A 24,346-nucleotide genomic window follows, 5' to 3' on the forward strand; every position below is an offset into this window, starting at 1 on the left:
TTGGAGACTGCTCCGCACCGAGCCGAGTGCGGGGAGAGTGGTCGACATGCGGGTTGTACGGGTGACACGTTTCGGAGGTCCCGAGGCATTGGTCCCGGGTGAGGCGCCGGACCCGGTCGCCGGCCCCGGCCAGGTGGTGGTCGAGGTGTCCGTCGTGGGCGTGACCTTCGTCGAGACCCAGATCCGGCGCGGTGTCGACAGGTGGCACAACAGGCCCGCACTGCCGTACGTGCCGGGAGGTACGGTCGCCGGACGGGTGAGCTCGGTCGGAGAGGGCGTGGATCCGAGCTGGTCCGGGCGGCGTGTCATCTCCGACCTCGGGATGACCGGGGGCTTCGCCGAACGCGCGGTGGCCGACGTGGGGAACCTGATCCCGGTGCCCGAGGAGTTGGGGTTGCCCGAGGCCACCGCCCTGCACACCGACGGCAGCACCGCGTTCGGACTGGTCGAGGGGGCCGGGATCCTCCCCGGGGAGTGGGTGCTCGTCGAGGCGGCGGGCGGCGGTGTCGGCACCCTGCTGACCCAGCTGGCCCGGGCGGCCGGTGCCAGAGTCGTCGGGGCGGCGCGCGGCGCACGGAAACTGGACCTGGTTCGCGAGCTGGGCGCGGACGCCGTGGTCGACTACTCCGTCCCCGGCTGGGCGGAACAGGTGCGCGAGGTGACCGGTGGTGCGGGTCCCGACCTGGTGTTCGACGGGGTCGGCGGGGAGATCGGCCGGACCGCGTTCGAGCTGACGGCGGACGGTGGCCGTTTCTCCATCCACGGCGCCGCCAGCGGCGAGGTCACGGCCATCGACCCCGCCCAGGCGCGACAGCGCCAGATCAAGGTGATCGGCGTCGAGCAGCTCTTCGGCTTCGGCCCGAAGATGCGAGGCTGGGCCCAGCAGGTGATGTCGGCCGCGGTCACGGGCCGGATCAGACCCGTCATCGGCCAGACCTTCCCCCTGGAGCACGCCGCAGACGCACACGCCGCGATCGAGTCCCGCGACGCCCTGGGCAAAACCCTGCTCCTGACCTGACGGCGCGCCTGCGCCGTCACGGCGTCGTTTCAGCCCGTGGCCCCACTTCTGTGAGATGGCACAGGAGGCGAATCCGTCTCCCACCCGTAGACCGTGCGCCCTTGATGTCCCCGCCGGTTCAGGGAGACTGTCCTCGTGATCCTTGAGACAGTTCGTCCCCTCACCTACGACGACGTCCGCCACGTGGGCCGGTACTTCCGTGAGGGCATTCCCGTCGTGATGGACCTCACCGCGGTCGCCGACGATGAGGCGGAACAGTTCGTGGACTTCGCCGCGGGCCTCATCTACGGACGCCGCGGCGACATGGAACGCCTCAGCCCCAAGATCTTCCTGCTGGTCCCCTCGGTCCTGGCCACACCCGGCACCGTGACGAGCGTCGTCAAGAAGGTGCGTCCACGCGACTACGGCGAGGCACTGTACGTGGGGCACTACTTTCGCAAGGGCATTCCGGTCGTGATGGACCTCACCGCGGTGACGGATGACCAGGCGAAACAGTTCGTGGACTTCGCCGCGGGCCTCATCTACGGACGCCGCGGCGACATGGAACGCCTCAGCCCCAAGGTCTTCCTGCTGACCCCTGCCGGGACGGCGGTCACGGCTCCCCGCTGAGGCGGTGCCGCCGGATCACAACCAGTCCAGCGGCGTCTTCCACAGGCCGTACGCGGCGGGAAACAACCCGATCACGACGAACGGACCGAGCAACAGGGCCACCGAGGCCGACCAGTACGGCTTCGCGGGCAATCTCGAAAGTGCCCGGACCGCGAGATTGAGCGCCGCCCACAGGGCGATGAAAATCCCCACACCGCCGAGCAGGATCAGGTGCGGCAGGATTCCGTCATTGTCGGTGGGGTCCCGTTCGGTCAGGCCCAGGGCGGCCAACGGGTAGTTGGCCAGGAAGTACCAGACGAGCCCCAGCGGAAGAGGCGCCAGGTAGCCGAACAGGGCGTTGACAACGAACGGGACCAGCCACACGATCCGCTTCGGAGGTGCGCTGGTGTCGGCCATGGCCTCTTCTATAGCAGCGCGCCGTACCGGACGCACATCGTGGAACCACCGGGCGCCCTCGATCGGTCGGCGCTCGGACCACACCGCCGGACGGTACGGCTTCGCGCCTTCCGGTGGTAGCGGTTCCAACACCACCGATCGACCACCGATAAAACGCACCTGGAGACCCGGCTTCGCCAAGCAGGCCGTACCGAGCCGCTGGACTTCACACACCATCCGCTGTTCCGCCCCTTCGGCGGCCACCTTGGCCAACCGAGGAATTTCAGCAAGAAACGTCGAGGGGCACCCTCATTGTGCGCCATGGGTTTTCGTCACCTCGAAGTCGGTGGATGGACCCTGACCATCAGGATCTGGCGTGACGCACCATGAGGGCATGTTCGGGTCGTACGAAGCACATGCGGCTGATTCGCCACCGCCCTACCACCGGCGAGCCGGCATGGATTAATGCCTTTTGGAGGGCATCACCACTTCTATACAGTTTGGCACTGTGCATATCCCCCGTATCCTCCTGCTGGCCGGGGCTCTGGCCGGCTTACTGCTTACCGGTACCGCCCATGCTGGTACCGGCGCCGCCAGCGTGCCTGTCCCCACCGGCACCGAAGCGCTGACCCGCAACCCGCTGTACCGCAGCGGCAAGCTGACGGTGCCCTGTGGTACCCAACCGGAGGACTCCGGCAGCTTCACCGCCACCAAAAAGCACCTGACCGCGATGCTGAACTGCCTGAACGCCTCATGGTCCGCGCAGCTGAAGAAGGTCGGCTTACCGTTCAGGAATCCAAAAATCCGGTTCATAGCAAAACCCACTCGCGCGTGCGGGTCAGCTTGGGGCGAGAACGTCACCGGCCGCTACTGCGACGACAAGCGACAGTTGGTGGTCCTGATCGGTGAATACGCCATCGAGGATCCGGCCGACCCGGTGGCGCTGCACCTCATCGCACATGAATATGCCCATCACGTTCAGAATCTCACCGGCATGTCGGCCTCTTATTGGAACATGCCGGCCCGCACCAAAGCTCAAGCGCTGGCGCAGAGCCGTCGTTTCGAACTGCAGGCCGACTGTCTGGGAGCGGCGTTCATGCGCAGTATCTGGGCCTCGCAGGAGTACCAGGACGAGGACTGGCAGGAGGTTGTGGACCTTTACCGGGAAAGCGGCGACGAGGCGTTCGACAAGGAGCGCAGCCACGGCAACGGGAAGAATCGGGTCGCCTGGCTGCGGAAGGGGTTCGCCGCCGCCTCCCCGGCCGCGTGCAACACCTGGACCGCGCCGGCAGCCCGCGTTTCCTGATCACCGCCGAAGTGGAAGGCCCGGTTCCGGGACACGGAACCGGGTCTCCTGACCACCGGCGGAGGAACCGGAGATCACAGCGAGTCGAGCGTGAGGCCTGTCGCGGCGACGACCCCGTTGGGCGGCGTCGGGACGGTACACCGTGGGCTTGAGCCGACTTCTGATCAGATGGACGAGCCGGCCGATGTCCCCGACGGTGACCGGTATGGTGCGCCCAACTGCCGGCAAGGTCGTCACCAGGGGAAACCCGACTCGGGAGAGCCGACGACGTCACGCCCGTATTTCCTGGTCGGGAGAAGACAGATCGTTGGGCGTACCGCCAACCGTCGGCTCTCTCCCCTGGATAGGGGTGTCGGGATGCACGGACCGGTTTCGGCGCAGGCGAACCGTGGACATGTCGCTGAAGACGACGCCGACCTTCGCTCTCGCGCCCGAGTAGTTCGTCTCTCCGCCAGCAGCCCTGCGTATGACCTGCGGCACGCGGCCGTGTCGCTCCGGCTCAACGGGCCGAACGGGCGGAGCATGGGATGGACGTGCTGCTCAAGCATGCATGCCCTGGTGCGCCGGCGAAACGGCAAACGCAGCGATCAGGAGCTCTACTTCAGCCACTCGAACACGAAATTATGCTCCGCGCGTTCATTCCCGGACCGAAACCCTCGTCCGCGTTTGAAAAACCGACGGCACAGGGCGAAAAGAACGAGGATAAGCGCGGCGGTGAAACCAACGCTGAAGACGACGAGGACAACGCCCGCGAGCAGGCCGAATATCGCCTCGTAGGAGATACCGAAGAGGATGACCAGCTCGTTGGAGGACACAGCAGCTCCTCGCCATGTGAGATATGCCGAAGATACAGCATCAGGGAGCAATCCGCCTGAGCCTATTCGGCGACATGGCTCGCATGCGGCGAGTCGAATGGACACGTCAGGACGTACTGCGAGGCGTGGAAGGTGGCCCGGCTCCGGCTCCGCCCCCCGAAGTAACAGGTGGCGCCACCGGTACCTGGAGTCCGCGATCCGCACGCTGTTGAACGGGTAGCGCACCCCGCCGCCATATGAGCAGCGGGGCGTTCACCGCCCGGAAGAGCCCCAGACCTCAGGCTCAGAATTCCCATGACCTGTTCGAGGCCCGAGTGATCTCCTGTTCATGTTCATCGGCGTCGTCGTAGCCGACGTGAGCGTCGTCCCACCACTGATTGAGCAGCTTGTTGTTCGCCTCCACATGGGAGACGGGGAACTCGGCGTGGGCACCGCAAGTACGGCAATCAATCTTGACCATTTCTCCATTGCACAGCAATCAAGACAAAGATTACAAACAATATACCAACTACCTTACCTGTGATTCAGATCACATTTTTGCGTGCGAAATCCGCACCTCACCGAGGGGAAAGGACGGCCGCGCCGCGCATCACCGATTCGCCGCCGAAGCCGAACGAGGCACCCTGACCGAGCTCGCCGCGGACTGCCCGAAATCGTCCATCCCAGCCAGACCGACGACACCAACCACCGGCGTCGGCACCAGCGCCCCCGCCCTGACTTCCGTTCCAACGGTCGTCGCAACACCCCGGATGAAGGGGTGCGATGGACTTCGAGATCCACGAGAACCGGCGTGAGGGGGCGGCCTGCTGTCCGCTCACCGGTCGGGCGGGGGTGGGCGGACAGCACATTCACGCCGGATTTCCCGACGCCCAGAACCGCCGTTCCACATTGCCTCTGGTGAGGCGAGTCTTCCCAACGTCCATGGCGCCGGTGAGACACCTCTTGACGCCGATCTCCGGACAAGTATCTTCTGTTTAGGAAACTTTCCTAAACGAGGTTTGTGCGATCGACTTTCGAGAATACCGGAGGAAGTGCACGTGAAATCCAGGAAACGAGCGGCAGCCTTCTCCACCACCGCCCTTCTCTCCCTCGGCCTGCTGCTGACCACCGCCGCACCGGCCCACGCCGTTCCCGACAGCTGCACCGTGAACACATGGGGCGGCTACGGTGCCAGCACCTGCACCACCGGTACCGGAGAACAGCGCATCAACATCGCCTACATCGACCGTCAGAACCAGCGACAGGTGGTGGTGGGCAACTGGGTGCCGGTGGGCGGCACATCCTCCGCCTACTTCAATGGGTCCCTCCACCTCTGGTGGTTGGACAAGCGCGGCTAAGCAACGAGTTGAGACGGCGCCAGAAGATCGAGCGCAACCGAGGCCGACGAGTTCCTCGTGGATGCCGTCGCGAACTTCCCAGCGAACAATGCGCCGTCCTGTGTCGTTCGCTGGAAAGTCGGCGGCCGGGAGAATTCCAAGACCCTGCACACCAAGGCGCTCGCCGAGAGCTTTCTGTGAACCTGCGGAAGGAGACCAAGCGGGGCCAGGCATTCAACATGGAGGCCGGGCCCCCGCTTTCTCTCCTGACTACCAAAACATGGTTTGACTTCGCCCTCTCCTACAGTGGACCTGGGCGGCCTTCGAACTGGCTCCTGAAATCGCCGCGACGTACAGTGTCAGCCCGTTCACTCTGACGCGTGAGAGCCAGGTGCGGGGAACGGGAGTGCTCGCCTTGACACCGGACCCGTCGGCGGGGCCATGGCACGAGTGACCCCGCGCCAACGGGACAGCAGCCCACAGCCTTGTGGCCACGGGCTGTGATCATGTCTCCCCTTTGGATGAGACGAAAAGTCAGGACCTTTGACCACAAGGGCAGAGCCATACCGCCGACCGGCTTTGGTTCTGACCTTGCTTCCCCCGGATCAGCCGACTGCCTCGCTCCAGCCCTTGTTGAGTCGGGCCAGCAGTTCCGCGGCGGGACGATGTCCACCGTCTCCTGACCGATCGTCGGCGACACGACGGAGTATGTCCGTGGCGTCACGGACGTGGCTCATGATCCCTTCAACCAGGCCGACCGATCCGGACAGCGGATTCTCATAGGTCTCGAACCCCGGCTCGGGGAGGCATCCCCACCAGTCCAGTAACGCGTTCAGCGCTTCCTGCCGGGGTGCCCCCGGCCGTTCGTCGATCGCCCACAGAAGCACGCCCGTCGCGGGAACGGCGGCCGGATAGAGGGTTCCGGCGTGGTCGTTCGTGACCGCGTACCGAAGATCGGCCAACGCACGGGCGGCCTGTTGAGCGGACGAGGACCGGCCCAGCGCCTCCACGGCGGCTCGCGCGCTCTCGGGGTGGTACCAGCGCGGCCCTGGTATCCGGCTCCAGTCCACCTGCTCCACCGCTGTCCTCCTACTGCTCCCGGCACGGAATTCTCGCGCGTGACCTGGAGAAACGTGACCGACATCATTCCATGTGTATTCGACGGCCACCGGCCGAGGACCGCTCTCGATGTCGTACGGCTGCGCAGCCCGGAAACGACCAACGGTGCCCCACCAAGCCAAAAGACCTGGCCAGGCGTCGTTCTCCAGCGCAGAAAAGAGCGTGGGATTCGAACCCGCTCTGATCTCGCCGCCCCGATCGGTTCACCTGGATCAACGATTGAAACTGTCCGTGTGCGGGCGGAGCGAGGTGGTGTACGGCCTCCCGAAAGGGCTCCCGTTTTACTTCTCGGTCGCCCCGGCGACCGTTCGTTCGATCATTTCAGGAGAAGGCCACGAATTCCTGCCGCCGGACTCCTCAGCCTCGACGGTTTCACAGACCCCGCGCCTGCGACGCTCTGCCCGGCCCGAATAAGCCTGAAGCCATGGGAATAGCCATCAGATGGCACCTCACGCAGGAAAGTCCTCCGACTTTTCTGCCCCACGAACTTGGCGCACCGGTGCCAGATCTGGCCCTTCTTCTCCTCTCCGTGCTGGACGCGCCGCTTTCCGATGAGTGGTGGTCGAACGCGACGCCCGCCCCTCCTGAAGGGGAAAAGCGGGCGTCGTCATGTCGCCCGGTGTCGCGTCAGTCGTACAAGGTGACGCCTCGGTACTGCACGGTGCCCGGGAAGTTGACCGACGATATCTCACCCACCCCCACCCGAGGGCCGTCCATAGAATATGGGCCCCATACCGGGTTCACGTGCAGGCCGCTCGCGTGAACCGCCTGCGTGCCTGTGCCGCCCGTGCACTTGCTGTAGACCATGTACCCCACCTGCCAGGTGGTGCAGCCCGTCGGGGCGGCGTGGGCGGGGGACGCGGAGCCCACCAGCAGTGACGCGGTGAGCAGGGCGGTGGCGGACACAGCCGCGGCTCGGCTTTTTCTCATGTGCGCTTCCTCCGATTCCGAAGGTAAATGGCGCTTCCATTAAGAAACTTTCCTAAAAGGAAGATACGCCCTGGGTGACGCGAGTCAAGAACATCCCGCTCCCCATCTGCGTCCGATCACCATCCCACTGCCGCAGCGCCAAGGGTCAACGAAGGTGATCGAAGACGACTCGGTCGGTGATGTTGAGCGGGACCGTCATTCGCCAATGGCACCGACCACACGACCTTGTCGTTAACCACGTGTTGATGCCGCCTCTTCGGCCTTCCAGCCGGGACATACGAGAAGAGCGCCTCTTCCCTCATATCGTGGAGGTCTGACCCAAGGGGCATGGGGGAGACCAGCGGCGGCTTCGATCCAGAGTTTCGTGCCGGTGCGGTAGGCACCCCGAGAAATCGATCGTCAAGGATCTGGGGATGAACTCAGGCACACCGGCCAACTGGATGCGACAGCCGTGGGACACCATGGTCCTGTGGAATCGATCACCTTGCGGCGCTTCACCGACGGCGATTCCGTGGAAGAACTGACCAGGCTTCTGCATCGCGCGTACGCCGACCACGCGGCGGCCGGACTCGTCTTCTTCGCCTCCTACCAGACCCCCGAGGACACGCGGCGCCGTCTGCGCAAGGGCGAGTGCTGGATCGCCCTGGAGCAAGGAACGATCGTCGGCAGTGTCACGGTGACGGGGACGTACGACACCCCGCCGGGATACCCGGCTCCCACCGCCGCGGGCTCGTTCTGGCAACTCGCGGTTGACCCGTCCAGGCGAGGCACAGGTCTGGGAAGTCGTCTCCTGACCCTGGCCGAAGCCCGCATCGCCGATCTGGGCTCGTCGAGGGTGGTGATCGACACCTCCTCCCAGGCCGCCGATCTCCTCGCCTGGTACGGGCGGCACGGCTACGCCTCGATCGGGACGTGGAAGTGGGACGTCACCAACTACGACAGCGTCGTCCTGGCCAAGAGCCTTCTTCCCTGAATTCGGCCCGCGGCCGCCCTCCAGCGGGAAACGAGCCTTCCGGCGGCAATGACATGGGAAAACGCGACCAACATCATTCCGCGACCACCGGCCGAAGGCCGCTCACGACGGCGTACGGCTGCGCGCCCCGAAACGACCAACGGCGCCCCACCAAGCCACAAGACCTGGTCAGGCGCCGTTTCTCAAGCAAAGCGGAGAGCGTGGGATTCGAACCCACGAGGACTGTCACCAGCCCTAGCGGTTTTCAAGACCGCCGCCATCGTCCACTAGGCGAGCTCTCCTGGGTGACGCGCGTCAGAACGCGTCAGATTGCACTTTAGTCTCTCACTGGTCCGGGCGTGCCCACGACCGGCGCCCCGACTGGAACCGCCCGCCGAAAGACCACGGTGAAACCACAGCGAGAAGTCCAGGCCCGGCTGAGGAAGCCGGGTCTGGGCAAAACCGCGTCAGGCCTGTTGAGGAATGGCGAAGCCGTCTCCCACCGAGGCCGCCAGGCGGAGGTAGGCGTCGCGGGTTGCGGGTTGGAGCCTGTCCAGTTCGATCTCGGCCCCCTCCTCCAGGTGGGGGTCGTAGGGGACACGGATCACCGCCCGGCAACGGGCCGCGAAGTGAGCCTCAAGGCGGTCGAGGTCCACGGTCGACTTCGACCTGGGACGGACGCTGCACAGCACGACCGTGGCCGACCGGACCAGTTCCTCGTAGTGGTGGGCCTCAAGCCAGTCGAGGGTCGCCGAGGCGGCGCGGGCGCCGTCCACCGACGGGGAGCTCACCAGGACGAGCTGGTCGGCCAGGCCGAGGACACCGGACATGGCCGAGTGGAGCAGGCCCGTACCGCAGTCGGTGATGCAGATCGAGTAGAAGTTCTCCAGGACCTGCGCCACCGCCTGGTAGTCGGAGGCGCTGAACGCCTCGGACACCGACGGGTCACGGTCGGAGGCGAGGATCTCCAGCCGGGACGGCGCCTGCGAGGTGAAGGCCCTGACGTCCACGTAGCGCTTGATCTGCTTCCGTTCGTTGAGCAGGTCACGGACGGTGGCGGCGGTCTCAAGCTTCACCTTGTCCGACAGGGTCCCACGGTCGGGGTTGGCGTCGACCGCGATGACCCTGTCGCCGCGTGACTGGGCGAGGGTGGCGCCGAGGCCGACCGTGGTCGTGGTCTTGCCGACACCGCCCTTCAGGCTCAGTACGGCGACGCGGTGATGGCCGGTGGCCACGGGGGTACGGGCACGGGTGGCGAGTTCGCGACGACGACGGACCTCGGGCGACTCCCCGGGTTTGATCAGCCCGGCCGAGGCCGTGTAGATCAGCCTGCGCCAGCCGCCGGAGGGCGCGTTACGGCGTCCTCTGAGCAGCGAATCAGGGTCGAGGCTGTCGGCCGACGGCCTCGATCCGGACGTCTGCCTGGACGGCACGCTGAAAGCCGGCGGCGGCGCCGAGTGACGGCGTTTCGCCTGGTACGGCTCCCGCACCGGTTCAGCAGCGTCCTTTCCAGGCGCGCCGAGATCACGTTCAGGGACGGCCGAAACCCCCCGAGGCGTCACCGTTTCCCTGGCCGACGTCTCCCGGGACGGGACCTCCTGCACGACCGGAGGCTCCGGATCCGCGGGCTGAGGAGCCGCGGGCCGGGAAGGAGCCGCAGGCTGAGAGGAAGCCGCGGATTGGGGGAAGGGCAGGTCCTTGAGAGTCGGCTCCCCCTGGGCGAACAGCGCCTCCCGGGAGAACGACACGTCCCGGAACAACGCCCCCTCCCGAGCCGGTGGCTCCTCAAGGAAGGAGGAGGACCCCTGGGGAGGCGTCTCGGCGGAGGCGGCGTCAGAGCTGAACGCCCTGCCCCAGTCACGGGCGAAGGCACTGCTCTGGTGGGACTGCCCCAGCGCGCCTCCCCCGGCCGCCTGCCGCAACGCGTCGCTCACCGTGGCCTGAGGCGACCTGTCGTCCTCGGGCGCCTCGTCGGCGGAGTCGGGTACGGCCCGCTCCTCGCTCGCGTGTGGCGGCTCCGCGACAGGGAACGGCTCGCGGTTGACGCCCTCCGAGGAGGAGAGGTCCCCTGAGAGGGGGCCTGAGAGAGGGAAGGCGTCCTGCCTGCCGGCCGAGGGCGTGAAGGGCTGGAGCCCCCCGGGTTCCGAGTCGTCCAGCGGACCGTGACCGACCGGCGGGAAGCCCTGCTCGAACGCGTCCTCCGACGGCTCGGAGGACCCGAAGGAGACCTGGTCGGGTGAGGAACCTTCGAGTTCTTCTGGGCCGGCCTGCGGGTCATCGGCTTCCGCCGGCGGCAGGTGATCACCCTGATCGGCGGAGAGGTCGGCGGAGAGGTCGGCGGCGACCGGCTCGTGATCCGCGGGGGCCGCGAGGAAACCCGGGCCGTCGGAGGGCGCCTCCTGGACGGCCTCTGGGCCGTCGGACGTGTCCTGGCGGGGCAGCGGTTTCAGGGGCGCGAGGAAGGCCTCGTCGTCACGGTTCGGGGACGGCGAGGGCGGGGGCACGCTGAAGGCGCCCGCCTCCATCCACTCGGCCGCGTCCGCGTCCTCGACGGGGGCGGGCGCAGCGGTCGCGGAGAGGCTGTTCACCAGGTGGTTCGAGGGGTCGGCGACCATACGGAACAGCGACGAGGACGCCGTGTCCGGCTCGGCGGGAACCGCGCTCCAGGGGTCTTTGGGGTAGGGCGAGATGACGGTGTCGTCCACCACGCCGCTCTTCACCGTGACGGGGGGCGCCTCCTCCTGTTCCTTGATAGCGTCGAGCCAGGCAAGCTGTTCCTCGAGAGATTCCTCACGATCGTGCCTTGCCACCGTGTTCCCCCTCGGGATGGGTGTAAAGAGGGCAGCAAACACATAGCAGGTTAACGCCCTGTGTTCTTGTCAATGCGGGCAACCACCAAGTTGATCCCCAGCGGATAGCGTTGGAACTATGCACGCCATCGTGATCGACAAACCTGGTGGGCCCGAGGAGCTTGTGTGGCGGGAGGTCCCCGATCCCCGGCTCGGTCCGGACGACGTCCTGGTCGACGTGGCCGCCTCCGCGGTCAACCGGGCCGACATCCTCCAGCGAAAAGGACAGTACTCCCCGCCTCCCGGAGCCTCGCCGTACCCCGGGCTGGAGTGTTCCGGGGTGGTCGCCGAGGTCGGGTCCAACGTCGAGGGGTTCAGGCCCGGTGACCGGGTGTGCGCCCTGCTGAGCGGAGGCGGTTACGCCGAGCGGGTGGCGGTGCCGTGGCAACAGGTGATGCGGGTGCCCGAGGGGGTCGACCTGGTCGAGGCCGCGGCGCTTCCCGAGGTCGCGTGCACGGTGTGGTCGAACGTGTTCATGACCGCGCGGCTGCGCAGGGGCGAGACGCTTCTCGTCCACGGCGGCGCCAGCGGGATCGGCACGCTGGCCGTACAGCTCGCCAAGGCGTTCGGGTCGCGGGTCGTGGTCACCGCGGGGTCGGCGGAGAAGATCGCCCGCTGCCTCGAACTCGGCGCCGACGAGGGGATCGACTACCACGAGGGCGACTTCTCGGAGAAGGTCCAGGCGGACGTCATCCTCGACATCGTCGGCGGACCGTATCTCGCCAAGAACGTCAGGGCACTGAAGACCGGCGGCAGGCTGGTTGTGATAGGGATGCAGGGGGGCTCCAGAGGGGAGCTTGACCTGGGGGCGCTTCTCACCAAGCGAGCCGCGGTGCACGGCACCACGCTACGCGCACGGCCCGTCGACGAGAAGGGCATCATCGTGCGTGGCGTCGTGGAAAACGTCTGGCCCCTGGTTGACGCGGGGGTCGTCCGTCCGGTCGTCCACTCCCGCGTGCCGATGAGCGAGGCCGCCGAGGCTCACCGGCTCCTCGAATCTGGAGAACACGTCGGGAAAATCCTGCTAGTAGGTTGAGAGCTATGAACGCTGAGGAGAGCACTCCCCATGTAGTGGTCGTGGGCCCGCAGGGGCTCCAGACCGAGGAGGAAGGCGAAGGTCGCTCTGTCGCCGATCTGGTCGAGCAGCCCGCGAAGGTGATGCGCATCGGCAGCATGATCCGGCAGCTCCTCGAAGAGGTCAGGGCGGCTCCGCTCGACGAGGCCAGCCGTAAGCGGCTCAAGGAGATCCACCAGAGCTCCATCAAGGAGCTTGAGGACGGTCTGGCGCCCGAACTGGTCGACGAGCTCGAACGGCTGTCGCTTCCCTTCACCGACGACGGCAACGGCACCCCGCCGAGCGAGGCCGAGCTGCGGGTGGCGCACGCGCAGCTGGTCGGCTGGCTCGAAGGCCTGTTCCACGGCATCCAGACCACGCTCTTCGCCCAGCAGATGGCGGCCCGCGCCCAGCTGGAGAACATGCGCAGGGCACTGCCCGGCGGGGTCTCCATGGGGCAGCAGGACAACCACCAGCAGAGCAGCTCCGGCCCCTACCTGTAGGTCCCCCCGTAGAGGTTCTCAAGGATTTCGGCCACTCCGTCGTCGTCGTTGGCCGCGGTCACGTGATCGACCGCGGCCAGCACCTCCGTGTGGGCGTTCGCCACGGCGTACGACCTGCCCGCCCAGCGCAGCATCGGCAGGTCGTTCGGCATGTCCCCGAAGGCGACGACCTCGGCGGCGGTGATGGCGCGTCCCTCGGCGAGGGCGGCCAGGGCGGAGGCCTTCGTCACACCGTGGGCGCTCATCTCGATCATGGCGCGGCCACTGGAATGGGTCGGGGTGACCAGGTGGCCGACCAGTTCGCAGACGGTCTCCTGGAGGGCGTCCGGGTTCATGTCCTGGTGCAGTGCCAGGAGTTTCGCGCAGGGCGTGGTGGTGAGCGTGTCGGTCTCCGCGCCGTTCAGTCCCGCCACCCGGTCCAGGCTGTCGAGAAGGAAGCCGGATTCACGTGCGAACCCGCCTTCGTATTCCACCGAGAACGTGAGCCCGGGAACCTTCTCCCTCAGGCGGCTCACCACCTCTTGAAGGACATCCGGGTCGATAAGGTGAGATTTCACAATCTGTTCGGCGTGGAGGTCGTAGACGAGCGCGCCGTTGGCGCATATGGCCAGCCCGCGATGCCGTACGGCGGCGGCGATCGGGCGCATCCACCTGGGTGGACGCCCCGTCACGAGGACCAGTGTGGCCCCGGCCCTCTCGACGAGGGCGAAGGCCGCTGCGGTGCGGGCTGAGACGGTGCCGTCGGAGCGCAGAGCGGTGCCGTCTAGGTCTGTTGCGACGAGCCTGGGACTTCCCATAACAGGCTCCAGTCTGCACCGTCCTCCGAAGGGCGCCGCCCCCGGGATGCGCCCGCGAGGAATCTTCCTCGTGGCGGGAACACGGGCGCGCCGGATAGTGTTAGATGTGATGGCGTTGTATTAGCTGAATCCCGTTGTGAAAGCCAGTTTGACTGAACCACCCCGGGGCCCGCTGTACGACACAGGGGGTTCATGAGGTGTGAATCCCAAAGTTTCAAATCCTGAGGGAGAGCTTTAATGGCTCAGGGAACCGTCAAGTGGTTCAACGCTGAAAAGGGCTTCGGCTTCATCGCACCGGACGGCGGTGCACCGGACGTGTTCGTGCACTTCTCCGAGATCCAGGGCAGCGGCTACCGCAGCCTTGAGGACGGCCAGCGAGTCGAGTTCGAGATCACGCAGGGCCAGAAGGGTCCGCAGGCCTCGCAGGTCCGCGCCGTCTGACCATAGACCTCTGTAAGGAGGTAAGGCGGAGTTCGCTTAACGCGAACTCCGCCTTTCTCCTTTTCCGGACCTTCCGCCTTTCCCATCACCGTCCGTCAAGGCGCCGTGGGAAGCCCTGAAGGCCCTCCAGAGGCCACGGAAGACCCTGCCTAGGGATCAATGAAGGCCCCCCGCCACAAAGACAGCGAGAGGCCTTCCTGACGACTCCGGTCCGGGTGACTACTTGACCGGTTCGAGGACGTCGAGTCCGACGAAGGGGCGCAGCGCCTTGGGAACCTCGACCGACCCGTCGGCCCGCTGGTGGTTCTCCAGGATGGCGACGATCCACCGGGTGGTGGCCAGGGTGCCGTTCAGCGTGGCCACGTGCTGGGGCTTGCCGTCCTTGTCACGGAACCGTACGGCCAGGCGACGGGCCTGGAACTCGGTGCAGTTGGAGGTCGAGGTGAGCTCGCGGTAGCGGCCCTGGCTCGGCACCCACGCCTCGCAGTCGAACTTGCGCGCCGCGCTCGCCCCGAGGTCGCCCGCCGCGGTGTCGATGATGCGGTAGGGCACCTCGATCTTGGCGAGCATCTCCTTCTCCCAGGCCAGCAGGCGCTGGTGCTCCGCCGCGGCCTCCTCGGGACGGCAGTAGGAGAACATCTCGACCTTGTCGAACTGGTGGACGCGGATGATGCCCCTGGTGTCCTTGCCGTAGGAGCCCGCCTCCCTGCGGAAGCAGGACGACCACCCGGCGTAGCGGTAGGGCAGCTCGGCGCCGTCGAGGATCTCGTCGGCGTGGTAGGCCGCCATCGGCACCTCGCTGGTGCCGACCAGGAACAGGTCCTCCTCCGGCAGGTGGTAGACCTCGCTCGCGTGGGCGCCGAGGAAGCCGGTGCCCTGCATCGACTCGGGCTTGACCAGCACCGGCGGGATCATCGGGACGAATCCCGCCTCGATCGCCTGCTGCATGGCCATGTTGAGCAGGCCGAGCTGCAGGCGGGCGCCGACGCCCTTCAGGAAGAAGAACCTCGACCCCGAGACCTTCGCTCCGCGCTCCATGTCGATCGCGCCGAGCAGTTCGCCCAGTTCGAGGTGGTCACGCGGCTCGAAGTCGAAGACCGGCTTGTCGCCGACCTCCTCAAGCACCACGTAGTCGTCCTCGCCGCCGTGGGGAGCGCCCTCCTCGACGATGTTGGGCACCGTCTGGAGCAGCTGGTCGAGCTCGGCCGCGAGTTTCTCCGCCTCGCTCTCCGCTGACTTGACCTGCGTGGCGAGCTCCTTGGCCCGGTCGAGCAGCGCGGCCTTCTCCTCGCCGGAGGCGCGGGAGACCGACTTGCCGATGCTCTTCTGCTCGGCGCGCAGCGACTCGAAGCGACTCAGCGCGCCGCGCCTGCGCTCGTCCAGGTCGAGCAGCGTCTGGACGACGGTGTCGTCCTCACCGCGGGCACGCTGCGACGCCCGTAGCCGGTCGGGTTCCTCACGAAGGGTACGCAGGTCAATCACAGCACAAGGCTACCGACGTCATGCCACGGCCTGTGCGCCTATTAAGCCCGTCTTAGGGCTGTCTTAGACCTGTCCCGCCCTGACGCGGGCCAGCCAGTCGGCGGCCTCGGTGAAGTCGGAGTCGGAGGTGCCCCTCTTGACCTGGGGCGTCAGGCCGTCCGCGCGGGGGTAGCTGCCCAGGAAGCGCACGTCGGAGCTGACCCGGTGCAGCCCGGAGACCGCCTCGCCGACCCTGGCGTCGGTCACGTGGCCTTCGAGGTCGAAGTGGAAGAAGTAACGGCCGATGCCGTCACCGGTCGGCCGTGACTCGATGCGGCTCAGGTTGACCCCCCGCACGGAGAACTCGGTGAGCATCTCCAGCAGCGCGCCGGGGTGGTCGTCGGAGAGGAAGGCCACCAGGGAGGTGCGGTCCGCGCCGGTCGGCGCGGGCAGCACCCCGGGGCGTGTCACCTGGATGAACCTGGTCACCGTGTCGGACCGGTCACCCACGTTGGCGACCAGCTCGACCAGGCCGTAGTTGTCGCCCGCGATACGCGCCGCGATGGCCGCGTCGTACGGCGAGCCGGGCAGCGCGACCTCCTGGGCGGCGGCGGCCGTCGAGGGGGCGGCGACCACCACGGCCTCGGGCAGCTCACGGGCGGTGAAGCCACGGCACTGGGTGATCGCCGCCGGGTGGGTGAAGATCCGCTTGATGTCACGCATGCGGGTGCCCGGCCGTACCAGGAGGGAGAACTCGACGGGCAGCAGCAGCTCGGCGACGATGAGCAGCGGCTCGCCCCAGGCCAGTTCGTCCAGGGTGGTGGCGATGCCGCCTTCGATGGAGTTCTCCAGGGGGACGACGGCACCGTCGGCCTCACCCTGGCGGGCCGCGTCGAGCGCGGCGCTGACGTTGGCGCAGGGCAGTCGCTCGGCGTCCGGAGCCAGGGTCCGCAGGGCCTCTTCGGTGAAGGTGCCCTCCGGTCCCAGGTAGGCGAGTCTGGGCATGACCACAGGTTATCCGCCGCCCACCGGGAAACGTGCCTGGAATCAGGCTTTCAGGCGGGCCGCATCGCCCGGGAGGGCCGCCCTGCGGCGGGGCAGCCACACCCCGAGCAGCCAGACCAGGACGAGCGCGCCGAGGCCGAAACCGTTCTGCACGATCTTGCCGACCACGGGGCTGAGGACCGGGATCTCCGCCGCCTTGATCGTCACCCCCCACCAGGGAACGGGCAGCACGTAGTACAGCCAGACCCCGGCGGCGACGCGGACGCGCACCGGGTCGCGGCCGTCACCCGCCAGCGCGCCGAGGACCACGACGACCCAGGCCAGGTGGTGGATCCAGGCGACCGGCGAAAGCAGTACGGCCATCAGGCCGACCAGGGCGACCGCCGTCGTCGGGTGCCCGTCGAGCAGGGCCCTGCGGGCGTGGCGGAAGCCGTACCAGGCGATCACCGCGACCAGCGCGAGCCAGAGCAGGGAGGTGAGCTGGTCGGGCAGGTAGAGCCGGATGAGCATGCCGCGCACGGACTGGTTGGTGGTCGCGGCGTTCGCGCCGAGCCGTTCCGGGTCGAGCAGCGCGCCGAACCAGAAGTCGGCGGCGTCGGACGGGATGACCAGGAACGGCAGCACCGTCAGCAGCGTGGCGGTGAAGGTGGCCATGAGGAAGGCGTCACGCTGCTCCTTCCTGGCACCGGGGCCGAAGCCGGTCAGCAGGAGATAGATCAGGAAGACGCCCGGGGTGAGCTTGACCGCGGTCGCCAGGCCGATCAGCAGGCCGCGCGGCCACGGCGGCCTGGGGGCGACACAGTCGGCCAGGCAGAGCGCGACGAGCAGGATGTCCACTTGGCCGAAGCGGAACTGGTCCCTGATCGGCATCAGGTAGGCGCAGGCGACCGTCAGCAGCGCCAGGAGCAGCGGCAGCCGCCACCCGCCCTGCCGTTCGAAAGCCGGCCGTTCCAGGGCCGGGCGTTCCAGGGCCGGGCGGAAGGCGTAGCGGACAGTGACGGCGAGCGTCAGGAGGATCAGCCCGGTCCACACCCACTGCGCCACCGGCCAGGACATCATCGCCAGCGGCGTGGCCAGCATCGCCGCGATCGGCGGATAGGTGAACGGCAGCAGCTGCGGCGCGGGCGTCATGAAGTCGTAGACCGGACGTCCCTCAAGCAGCTCCCGGCCGCCGGTACGGTAGACGTCCAGGTCGACCAGGCGCTGGTCGTCGACGTTGCCCAGCCAGGGAAGCACCAGCGGGGCGAGCGCGACCAGCACGACCAGCAGCGCGGGCAGCCGTGCGAGCAGCCGTGCCCACGGCGCCCGCCCTGTCACGGTCGAGCCATTCCTCACGAGCCATTCCTCACGACCAGGCAGGCTACCGTGGGCGTGGCGGACCGTGGACAGGGTCGCCGACGGGGTGTGGACAACGAGGGAGACGTATGGGTTCCGGTGCTGGGCACGTCCGCGCCGCGCTGGCCGTCCTGTTGACGTTGCCGATACTCGCCGGGTTCCTGTTCACCGGTACGGCCGCCGCCCACGCCGAGGCGGGGCCCGCCAGGGTCGTGGTGGTCGGGGTGCCCGGCCTCCAGTGGGGCGATCTCGACCGGACGCGGACGCCGAACCTGTGGCGTCTCGTCGAGCGGGGCGCCTCGGCCTCGATGTCGACCAGGGCTGTTCCGCCGCCCTCGCGGAGCCTCACCTGCCCGGTCGCGGGCTGGCTGACGATCTCGGCGGGGCAGCGGGCGGGTGCCCCGGGAGGCTCCTGCGCTCCGCCCGCCCAGCCGGTGGCCGACCAGGACGGCGGGGCGAGTGTGCCCGGCTGGCAGGAGCTGGTGACGTTCAACGCCACCGAGACCTCCTACCGGCCGGTCCTGGGGCTGCTGGGGCAGCGGGTTGTCGACGCCGGAGGAAAGGTCGCGGCGGCCGGGCCGGGAGCCGCCCTGGCCGCCGCCAACAAATCCGGAAAAATCGGTAAATATGCGCCAGACGTCGCGGGGCTTGGTGACCTGACGCCGTACCGGCTGGTCGTGGTGGAGATCCCCGACCTCACCACGGCGTGGCTCGCCCGCCCGGTGGACGCCGACGGAGTTCCCTCCGCGCTGTCCGACCAGGCCAGGCGGGAGGCCGTCGCGGCCGCCGACCGAGGGGTGGGCGCGCTGCTGACCGGACTTCCCCAGGGCGGCACGGTCCTGCTCGGCGGCCTGTCGGACGCCGCGGTCTCGGCGCACCTGCACGTCGCGATCGCCGACGGCCCCTCGCCGGGCGGCGGGCCGTACGGTCCCGGCTATCTGGGGGCCTCCTCGACCAGGCAGGAGGGGCTGGTCACCAACACCGACCTGACCGCGACCGCGCTCACCCTGCTCGGCCTCGGCGTGCCCGACGGCGCCGTCGGGCGTCCCTGGACGAACGCGACGCAGGGCGCTCGGACCACGGGAGAAGCCGCCGGAGAGGTCGTGCGGAGCCTGGCGGAGGCCGACCTGGCCAGCCAGGTGCTACGCCGGGTGCAGGGGCCGTTCTTCGCGGTCTTCGTCAGCGCCCAACTGCTGTTCTACCTGCTGGCCGCCTTCGCCGTACGGCGGGGCTGGGGCGGTTCGCGGGCGCTGGCCGCCACCGGGGTCGTCGCGACGGTCGGCGGGTCCATCCCGGTCGCGACCTTCCTGGCGCAGCTCGTGCCCTGGTGGACGTTCTCCGCCCCGATGGCGTCGGTCATCGTGACCATCCTCGGCATCGCGGGCGCCCTGGCCGGGGTCGCCCTGACCGGGCCGTGGCGCAGGAGCGTCCTGGGGCCGCTGACCGTGGTCGCCTCGGTCACCTCGCTGACCCTGCTCGGCGACGTGATGACCGGATCGTCCCTGCAGGTGAACGCGGTCACCGGCTACGAACCGGTCACCGGCGGGCGGTTCTACGGCTTCGGCAACATCGCCTTCGCGGTCTACTCGGCCGGAACGATCCTGGCCATGGCGGGCATCGCCCACTGGTTGATCTCCCGGGGACGACGCCTGCCGGCGTTCGCCTTCTGCCTGCTCTACGGCGCGCTGGCGGTGTTCGCCGACGGCTGGCCCGCGTGGGGCGCCGACTTCGGCGGGGTGCCCGCCTTCCTCATCGGGGTGGCCGTCTTCCTGATCCTGCTGGTCGGAAGCCGGGTCTCACCGCTCAAGCTCGTCCTGGTTGGCCTGGCCGGCGCCCTGCTGATCGGGGCCATCGCGGTCGTCGACTGGCTCAAGCCCGCCGAACGCCGTACCCACCTGGGCACCTTCGTGCAGCAGGTGCTGGACGGCGAGGCCTGGACGGTCGTCAGCCGCAAGTTCGGGGCCATGATCGGGGTGACGGTCGGCAACTGGTCGCTGTCCCTGCTGTCGCTGGTCGCGCTGGCGTTCCTGTTCCTGGTGCTCGACCGCCCCTCCCGGTGGGGCGCCTCGGCGCTGGCCCGCGCCTACGCGGCGGCGCCGCCGCTGCGCGCCGGGTTGATCGGCGCGCTGGCGTGCGCGCTGGTCGGGTTCCTGATGAACGACTCGGGCATCGCGATCCCGGCGATGGCCCTCACGGTCGCGGTGCCGTTGACGCTGACCGCCTGCGTGCGCGCGCTGCGGACCGCGCCGCCCACCACGCCAGCGCGACCGTCAGAGCCAGCAGGGACCACGGCACCACCTGCTGCCTGACGACGGTCCGCAGCCAGAGCATGTCCTCCGGGCGCAACGCCTCCCTCGCGGGCAGATATCCCAGCGACAGGATGACGACCCTGGCCACCAGGAAGCCCTCAAGGGCGGGCCAGGCGACCATGGCCAGCAGGGCGAAGGCCAGCCCGTCGTACCACGGCAGCGCGTAGGTCGCGGCGAACAGCCAGGCGACCACGATCGCGACGGCGACCCCGGGCGCCGAGTGGTCCGGCGCGGCCCGCAGGAGCAGCCAGGCCAGCAGGACGAGCAGCGCCAGCGAGCCCGCCTGGGTCCAGGCCGAGTAGGCACCGGGCCCGAACGCCTCCTGGAGCCCCGTCTTGACCAGCTGCCACGGCGTGGCCAGGGAGACCTTCCTGCTGGCCGCGCCGACCTGGTCGAGCACGTGCGGCCCCGCCACCGCGTAGATCGCCAGCACGGTCGCCGTCGCGGTGCCCGCGACGACGGCGAGCCTGCCGGGACGGCGGCGCAACTCCCAGGCGGGGCCGAGGGCGACGAGCCCGGCGTTCAGCTTCACCCCGATCCCCACCCCGAGCAGCAGCCCGGAGCCCGCCCCCTTGGCCATCAGGGCGGCGACCATGCAGGCCACGGCCAGGGTGTCCACGTGCGTCCCGGCGCCCAGGTGGTAGATCATCAGCGGGTTCGCCGCCCACAGCAACGCCGCCCTGGCCCGCAGGACCGGGTCGTCCCGGGTGAAACGGTCGAGCAGCGACGCCGTACCCGCGAAGGCCATGGCGTTGACCAGCGCCATCACGAAGACGGTCAGCCGGACCGACTCTCCCCCCACCAGGCTCGCCAACGCCTGTACGGCCGTCGCCACCGGCCCGTAGACGCTGGTCACGCCCGTCCACTCCTCGACCGCGCCGAGCACCGGATCGGCGGGCAGAGCAGAGGGAGCCGTCTCGTAAGGGTTGTGGCCGAGTGTGGCCAACCGGCCGTAGGCGGCGTAGTTGAGATGGTCGGCCGACCCGGAGGGCGGCAGGAAGGCCAGCAACGCGACGACGGCGCAGCCAAGCCCGGCCAGCAGGCGCGGATCAGGCCGCCACCTGGCCCGCAGGGCACCCGCGAGACCGACGCCCCCGAGCAGGATCGCCGCCGCCGCCAGACCGATCACCAGGTGGGCCTCAGGCCGCACCCCAAGCGAGTACGGCGGCTGCCAGGCGGGCCCGGCCAGTTCGGGGACCATGACGGAGGGACCGAGCAGCCCGATCAGGACCGTCAGCCCGGCCGAGAGTCCGAGCGCGACGAACGCGGCGACGTCGAGCGCCCGCGGCGTGCCCCGCGCGGCAACCCGTGTGTCGCCGGCCACGGTCACGTCCTGGGTCACCCGCAAATTCCAGCACACCCGGGGTGGTGCCCAGGCCGGGAGGCTATCCCCGGACCAGAAGCGCCCAGGCGACGTCGCGGAACTGCTTCGCCCGGTGGAGCTGCGCCTTCCAGTCGGTGCCGGTGGCCCGGTGCGACATCTCGACCTCGACCTCCCGCACCCGGAAGCCCTTGCGGACCAGGTCGATCGTCAGCGCCGTCTCGACGCCGAACCCCCCGGCCAGTGGGCGGGCGGCCTCGAAGGCGGCCCTGGTCAGGCAGCGCTGCCCGTTGAGCGGCTGGGTCGGCGTCCAACCGGTCGCGCGCTCGATGCCCCGCCGCGCCAGGTTCACCACGAACCCGTGGCCGCCGAGCTTCACCCGGGTGACGAAGACGGCGATGGTCATGTCCGCCTCGCCCGCCGTGACCGGTTTGATCAGCGGTTCGGCCTCGCGGGCCGTCTCCCCCAGGTCCGCGTCGAGGAAGAGCAGGTGGCGGGGGGACTCACCGTCGAGCAGTCGTACGGCCTCCGCTCCGCTCTCCATGGCGGCGGCCTTGCCGCGGTTTCGGCTGTGCCGGATGACCCGGGCTCCTGCGGCCTTCGCCACCCGGCCTGTCTGGTCGGCCGAGCCGTCGTCCACGACCATGACGAGGTCGACACCGGCCAGTTCCAGTGCCGCGGTCACGGTCGCGCCGATCCGGTCGGCCTCGTCCTTGGCCGGGATGATCACCGCTGTCCCGGTCATGCTTGTCGCTTCGCCGAAAGCAGCTTCTCGGGCATCGCCTCGTACACGGTGAAGACCGAGTCGAGGCCGGTGACCTGGAGGATCTTACGGACGGCCGGACGCGGCGCGGCCAGTTCCAGGGTGCCGCCGCGTTCGCGCAGCCGTTTGAGCGCCGACAGCAGCACGTTCATCCCGGTGGAGTCGCAGAACTCCACACCCGACATGTCGATGACCACGTGGGTGGCCGGGCTCTCCTGGAGCAGCCGAGTGAACTCGGCCTGCAGGCCAGGCGCGGTATACAGGTCGATTTCGCCGATTATGGCCATGACGGTGTGCCCGTCATGTGATCGAGTTGAGACTTTTAGCTCCACAGCGGGCACACTAGCGGCGCGAAGGCCACCGGTCACGTTTCCGCCACGCGTCCCGAGTCGTCGGCCCTTTGTCCCCCGTTTAGGCCTCACGAAAACTCTGGGTGCGCAAAACTTGACGCACAGCTACACCGGCTTGGCCGGAAAGAAGGAGAGACCCGAGAGCCTCCAGACCGTCCCGCGCTACGTCAGTGGCGGCCGTTGAGTAGAAACGGGCCCGAAAGCATCGATGAACACCGACCTTTCTGAAGATCCGCAACGGCAACGTCTCCGCGAGCACCTGGAGGCCATGGTCACCCGCACCGAGAAGGCGACCTCGTGGCACGACGCCGCCCACTCTCTGCGTGTCCTGGTGAACCGTGAGGGATACGTCCCGATCAGAACCCGTCTGGCGAGCGCGGACCTCGACTTCCTCGAAGGCGCGCGCGAGGAGCTGCTCGGCCTCGCGACGCTGGGCATCAGGCTGCTCGACCTGCACCAGCCACGCGACGCGGGCGGCATCACCAGCGACGCCGCCAATCCGATCCTGCGTTGCCGCAGCTGTATGTGGCGGTGGCCGTGTCCCACGTTCCGCGCCATCGCCGAGTCCTTCGACAGCCCGAGGACGCCGGTCTCCTACCAGCGTGTCGAGCCCGACCGTCGAGGCCTGCTGCCGATCGAGCTCGACCCGGACGACGCGCCCCGGGAGGCGTCCATCCCTACGCCGCGGACTGACCGCACCGAGGATCACTACGGGGCGGACGGCTCGTAGCGGTAGCCGACCCCCCAGACCGTGACGATGCGCCGCGGCGCGGTCGGGTCCTCCTCCACCTTCTCCCTGAGTCTGCGCACGTGCACGGTCACCGTCGAGGAGTCGCCGAAGGACCACCCCCAGACCTGGTCGAGCAGGGCCGAACGGCTGAAGGCCTGGCGGGGGTGACGCATCAGATGGGTCAGAAGGTCGAACTCGCGGGCGGTCAGTGTGATCTCCCGGCCGCCGCGCCGTACCTCGCGGGTGCCGACGTCCGCCGTCAGGTCGCCGTCCCCGAGCACGCCGGTGCCCGAGGGGGCGGTGGCGCCACGGGCCCGGCCCAGCACGGAGCGCACCCGCAGGGCCAGTTCCCTCGGGCTGAAGGGCTTGGTGACGTAGTCGTCGGCGCCGATCTCAAGGCCGACGACCCGGTCGATCTCCTCACCGAGCGCGGTCAGCATGATCACGGGGACGGGCCGGCGTTCCCTGAGCCTCCTGCACACCTGGAGGCCGTCCGTCCCGGATGGCGCCAGGTCGAGAACGAGCAGGTCGGGCGGGTCGGCCAGGGCGAGTCTCAGCGCCTCGGCGCCGTCGTCGACGCACTCGACCCGGTGGCCGTCGCGTTCCAGGTAGCGGGCCACGACCTCGGCGATCGCCGGGTCGTCCTCGACCACCAGAATCCGCGCGCTCATGGTTACACCGTAGGCCCGTTCCTCATGATCGACACCCTCCGTCACCGTCCTGTAAGAACGAGATCGTTATGGTTTCCCACGCCCGCCAGGCCGTCGTGGAACATACGGTTGCTGGCATGGTTCGTACCGTCCTGGGCGTCGTGGGCGCCCTTCTCGCGATCTACGTGGTCCTCGGGATCGTCATTCCCGCCGTGTTCGGACTGCTCAAGTTCGTCTTCGTACTCGGCGTCGTGGCCCTCATCGTGGTCGCCGCGGTCACGATCGTGAGCAAGATGTCCAAGTGACCCTCCTGCTCGCCTGGCTTCTCGACGGTGGCG

26 protein-coding genes and 1 tRNA gene are annotated in these 24,346 nt (G+C 68.5%); 12 read left to right on the top strand and 15 right to left on the bottom strand.

The window, feature by feature from the left end; genetic code table 11:
• The first annotated feature begins 61 nt into the window (after nucleotides 1-61).
• Complete coding sequence (locus ACFOYY_RS30215) at nucleotides 62-1,018, top strand: zinc-binding dehydrogenase (protein ID WP_386194266.1); 957 nt, start codon at nucleotides 62-64, stop codon at nucleotides 1,016-1,018.
• Between the two features lie 135 nt (nucleotides 1,019-1,153).
• Nucleotides 1,154-1,627: a cell division protein SepF gene (locus tag ACFOYY_RS30220; RefSeq protein ID WP_386194269.1), complete on the top strand. Its 474-nt coding sequence runs from the start codon at nucleotides 1,154-1,156 to the stop codon at nucleotides 1,625-1,627.
• Nucleotides 1,628-1,642: 15 nt separating this feature from the next.
• Here ACFOYY_RS30220 and ACFOYY_RS30225 read toward each other — a convergent pair whose 3' ends face one another.
• A complete protein-coding gene (locus tag ACFOYY_RS30225) occupies nucleotides 1,643-2,275 on the bottom strand; it encodes a hypothetical protein (RefSeq protein WP_386194272.1) in 633 nt (210 codons plus the stop codon).
• A 199-nt stretch (nucleotides 2,276-2,474) separates the two neighbouring features.
• Here ACFOYY_RS30225 and ACFOYY_RS30230 point away from each other — a divergent pair, with 199 nt between their 5' ends.
• On the top strand, nucleotides 2,475-3,308 hold the full coding sequence (locus tag ACFOYY_RS30230; protein WP_352014881.1) for a neutral zinc metallopeptidase: 834 nt from the start codon (nucleotides 2,475-2,477) through the stop codon (nucleotides 3,306-3,308).
• Between the two features lie 596 nt (nucleotides 3,309-3,904).
• Here the strand turns inward: ACFOYY_RS30230 and ACFOYY_RS30235 are convergent.
• Nucleotides 3,905-4,123, bottom strand: coding sequence for a hypothetical protein (locus ACFOYY_RS30235; protein WP_386194275.1), 219 nt, complete (start codon nucleotides 4,121-4,123; stop codon nucleotides 3,905-3,907).
• 283 nt (nucleotides 4,124-4,406) lie between these two features.
• Nucleotides 4,407-4,583 (bottom strand): hypothetical protein, encoded by a 177-nt coding sequence (locus ACFOYY_RS30240; RefSeq protein WP_386194278.1) that lies wholly within the window; start codon nucleotides 4,581-4,583, stop codon nucleotides 4,407-4,409.
• Nucleotides 4,584-5,160: 577 nt separating this feature from the next.
• On the opposite strand from ACFOYY_RS30240, the gene ACFOYY_RS30245 reads away from it, so the two are divergent.
• A complete protein-coding gene (locus ACFOYY_RS30245; RefSeq protein ID WP_386194281.1) occupies nucleotides 5,161-5,460 on the top strand; it encodes a hypothetical protein in 300 nt (99 codons plus the stop codon).
• Between the two features lie 57 nt (nucleotides 5,461-5,517).
• A complete protein-coding gene (locus ACFOYY_RS30250) occupies nucleotides 5,518-5,640 on the top strand; it encodes a hypothetical protein (protein WP_386194283.1) in 123 nt (40 codons plus the stop codon).
• A gap of 404 nt (nucleotides 5,641-6,044) precedes the next feature.
• Here ACFOYY_RS30250 and ACFOYY_RS30255 read toward each other — a convergent pair whose 3' ends face one another.
• Together ACFOYY_RS30255 and ACFOYY_RS30260 are read right to left on the bottom strand one after the other, a co-directional pair.
• Nucleotides 6,045-6,518: a hypothetical protein gene (locus tag ACFOYY_RS30255; RefSeq protein WP_386194285.1), complete on the bottom strand. Its 474-nt coding sequence runs from the start codon at nucleotides 6,516-6,518 to the stop codon at nucleotides 6,045-6,047.
• A 667-nt stretch (nucleotides 6,519-7,185) separates the two neighbouring features.
• Nucleotides 7,186-7,488, bottom strand: coding sequence for a hypothetical protein (locus ACFOYY_RS30260; protein ID WP_362785027.1), 303 nt, complete (start codon nucleotides 7,486-7,488; stop codon nucleotides 7,186-7,188).
• 469 nt (nucleotides 7,489-7,957) lie between these two features.
• Between ACFOYY_RS30260 and ACFOYY_RS30265 the strand changes: the two genes are divergently transcribed.
• Nucleotides 7,958-8,461, top strand: a complete 504-nt coding sequence (locus ACFOYY_RS30265; RefSeq protein ID WP_386194289.1) for a GNAT family N-acetyltransferase — start codon at nucleotides 7,958-7,960, stop codon at nucleotides 8,459-8,461.
• Between the two features lie 192 nt (nucleotides 8,462-8,653).
• Here the strand turns inward: ACFOYY_RS30265 and ACFOYY_RS30270 are convergent.
• Both ACFOYY_RS30270 and ACFOYY_RS30275 read right to left on the bottom strand, forming a co-directional pair.
• Nucleotides 8,654-8,742 (bottom strand) — tRNA-Ser (locus tag ACFOYY_RS30270).
• Between the two features lie 165 nt (nucleotides 8,743-8,907).
• The gene (locus ACFOYY_RS30275) at nucleotides 8,908-11,250 is read right to left on the bottom strand and encodes a MinD/ParA family ATP-binding protein (protein ID WP_386194292.1); all 2,343 of its coding nucleotides are present in this window, start codon (nucleotides 11,248-11,250) and stop codon (nucleotides 8,908-8,910) included.
• A 118-nt stretch (nucleotides 11,251-11,368) separates the two neighbouring features.
• Between ACFOYY_RS30275 and ACFOYY_RS30280 the strand changes: the two genes are divergently transcribed.
• Together ACFOYY_RS30280 and ACFOYY_RS30285 are read left to right on the top strand one after the other, a co-directional pair.
• Nucleotides 11,369-12,325: an NAD(P)H-quinone oxidoreductase gene (locus ACFOYY_RS30280; RefSeq protein ID WP_352014894.1), complete on the top strand. Its 957-nt coding sequence runs from the start codon at nucleotides 11,369-11,371 to the stop codon at nucleotides 12,323-12,325.
• 5 nt (nucleotides 12,326-12,330) lie between these two features.
• The gene (locus ACFOYY_RS30285; protein ID WP_352014895.1) at nucleotides 12,331-12,846 is read left to right on the top strand and encodes a bacterial proteasome activator family protein; all 516 of its coding nucleotides are present in this window, start codon (nucleotides 12,331-12,333) and stop codon (nucleotides 12,844-12,846) included.
• On the opposite strand, the gene ACFOYY_RS30290 is transcribed toward ACFOYY_RS30285, so the two are convergent.
• A complete protein-coding gene (locus ACFOYY_RS30290) occupies nucleotides 12,837-13,643 on the bottom strand; it encodes an HAD family hydrolase (protein ID WP_352014896.1) in 807 nt (268 codons plus the stop codon). The two genes, ACFOYY_RS30285 and ACFOYY_RS30290, sit on opposite strands and share 10 nt — an antisense overlap.
• Before the next feature lie 237 nt (nucleotides 13,644-13,880).
• Between ACFOYY_RS30290 and ACFOYY_RS30295 the strand changes: the two genes are divergently transcribed.
• Nucleotides 13,881-14,084, top strand: a complete 204-nt coding sequence (locus ACFOYY_RS30295) for a cold-shock protein (RefSeq protein ID WP_179821289.1) — start codon at nucleotides 13,881-13,883, stop codon at nucleotides 14,082-14,084.
• Nucleotides 14,085-14,303: 219 nt separating this feature from the next.
• Here ACFOYY_RS30295 and serS read toward each other — a convergent pair whose 3' ends face one another.
• From serS to ACFOYY_RS30310, 3 genes are all read right to left on the bottom strand, one after another.
• Nucleotides 14,304-15,566, bottom strand: a complete 1,263-nt coding sequence (gene serS, locus ACFOYY_RS30300; RefSeq protein ID WP_352014897.1) for a serine--tRNA ligase — start codon at nucleotides 15,564-15,566, stop codon at nucleotides 14,304-14,306.
• A 63-nt stretch (nucleotides 15,567-15,629) separates the two neighbouring features.
• Nucleotides 15,630-16,550 carry a prephenate dehydratase gene (pheA, locus tag ACFOYY_RS30305; RefSeq protein WP_352014898.1) on the bottom strand — a complete coding sequence of 307 codons (921 nt, stop codon included), beginning with the start codon at nucleotides 16,548-16,550 and terminating at the stop codon, nucleotides 15,630-15,632.
• A 42-nt stretch (nucleotides 16,551-16,592) separates the two neighbouring features.
• Nucleotides 16,593-17,885 (bottom strand): glycosyltransferase 87 family protein, encoded by a 1,293-nt coding sequence (locus ACFOYY_RS30310; protein ID WP_386194296.1) that lies wholly within the window; start codon nucleotides 17,883-17,885, stop codon nucleotides 16,593-16,595.
• A gap of 89 nt (nucleotides 17,886-17,974) precedes the next feature.
• Between ACFOYY_RS30310 and ACFOYY_RS30315 the strand changes: the two genes are divergently transcribed.
• Nucleotides 17,975-20,194, top strand: coding sequence for a hypothetical protein (locus ACFOYY_RS30315; protein WP_386194299.1), 2,220 nt, complete (start codon nucleotides 17,975-17,977; stop codon nucleotides 20,192-20,194).
• Here the strand turns inward: ACFOYY_RS30315 and ACFOYY_RS30320 are convergent.
• Genes ACFOYY_RS30320 through ACFOYY_RS30330 form a run of 3 tightly spaced genes read right to left on the bottom strand, consistent with a single transcriptional unit; the run spans nucleotide 20,076 to nucleotide 22,610 of the window.
• Nucleotides 20,076-21,536 carry a glycosyltransferase 87 family protein gene (locus ACFOYY_RS30320; RefSeq protein ID WP_386194302.1) on the bottom strand — a complete coding sequence of 487 codons (1,461 nt, stop codon included), beginning with the start codon at nucleotides 21,534-21,536 and terminating at the stop codon, nucleotides 20,076-20,078. The two genes, ACFOYY_RS30315 and ACFOYY_RS30320, sit on opposite strands and share 119 nt — an antisense overlap.
• Before the next feature lie 43 nt (nucleotides 21,537-21,579).
• On the bottom strand, nucleotides 21,580-22,260 hold the full coding sequence (locus tag ACFOYY_RS30325) for a glycosyltransferase family 2 protein (RefSeq protein ID WP_352014902.1): 681 nt from the start codon (nucleotides 22,258-22,260) through the stop codon (nucleotides 21,580-21,582).
• On the bottom strand, nucleotides 22,257-22,610 hold the full coding sequence (locus tag ACFOYY_RS30330) for an STAS domain-containing protein (RefSeq protein WP_352014903.1): 354 nt from the start codon (nucleotides 22,608-22,610) through the stop codon (nucleotides 22,257-22,259). The genes ACFOYY_RS30325 and ACFOYY_RS30330 overlap by 4 nt, the downstream gene beginning before the upstream one ends.
• A 226-nt stretch (nucleotides 22,611-22,836) precedes the next feature.
• On the opposite strand from ACFOYY_RS30330, the gene ACFOYY_RS30335 reads away from it, so the two are divergent.
• Nucleotides 22,837-23,358, top strand: a complete 522-nt coding sequence (locus ACFOYY_RS30335) for a hypothetical protein (protein ID WP_386194306.1) — start codon at nucleotides 22,837-22,839, stop codon at nucleotides 23,356-23,358.
• Here ACFOYY_RS30335 and ACFOYY_RS30340 read toward each other — a convergent pair.
• Nucleotides 23,337-24,029, bottom strand: a complete 693-nt coding sequence (locus tag ACFOYY_RS30340) for a response regulator transcription factor (protein WP_386194309.1) — start codon at nucleotides 24,027-24,029, stop codon at nucleotides 23,337-23,339. The genes ACFOYY_RS30335 and ACFOYY_RS30340 overlap by 22 nt on opposite strands.
• A gap of 116 nt (nucleotides 24,030-24,145) precedes the next feature.
• Here ACFOYY_RS30340 and ACFOYY_RS30345 point away from each other — a divergent pair, with 116 nt between their 5' ends.
• Entirely contained in the window at nucleotides 24,146-24,313 is a 168-nt protein-coding gene (locus ACFOYY_RS30345) for a hypothetical protein (RefSeq protein WP_352014906.1), read from the top strand.
• Nucleotides 24,314-24,346: the final 33 nt, after the last annotated feature.

The sequence above is a fragment of the Streptosporangium jomthongense genome (assembly GCF_042650425.1).
GTDB lineage: Bacteria > Actinomycetota > Actinomycetes > Streptosporangiales > Streptosporangiaceae > Streptosporangium.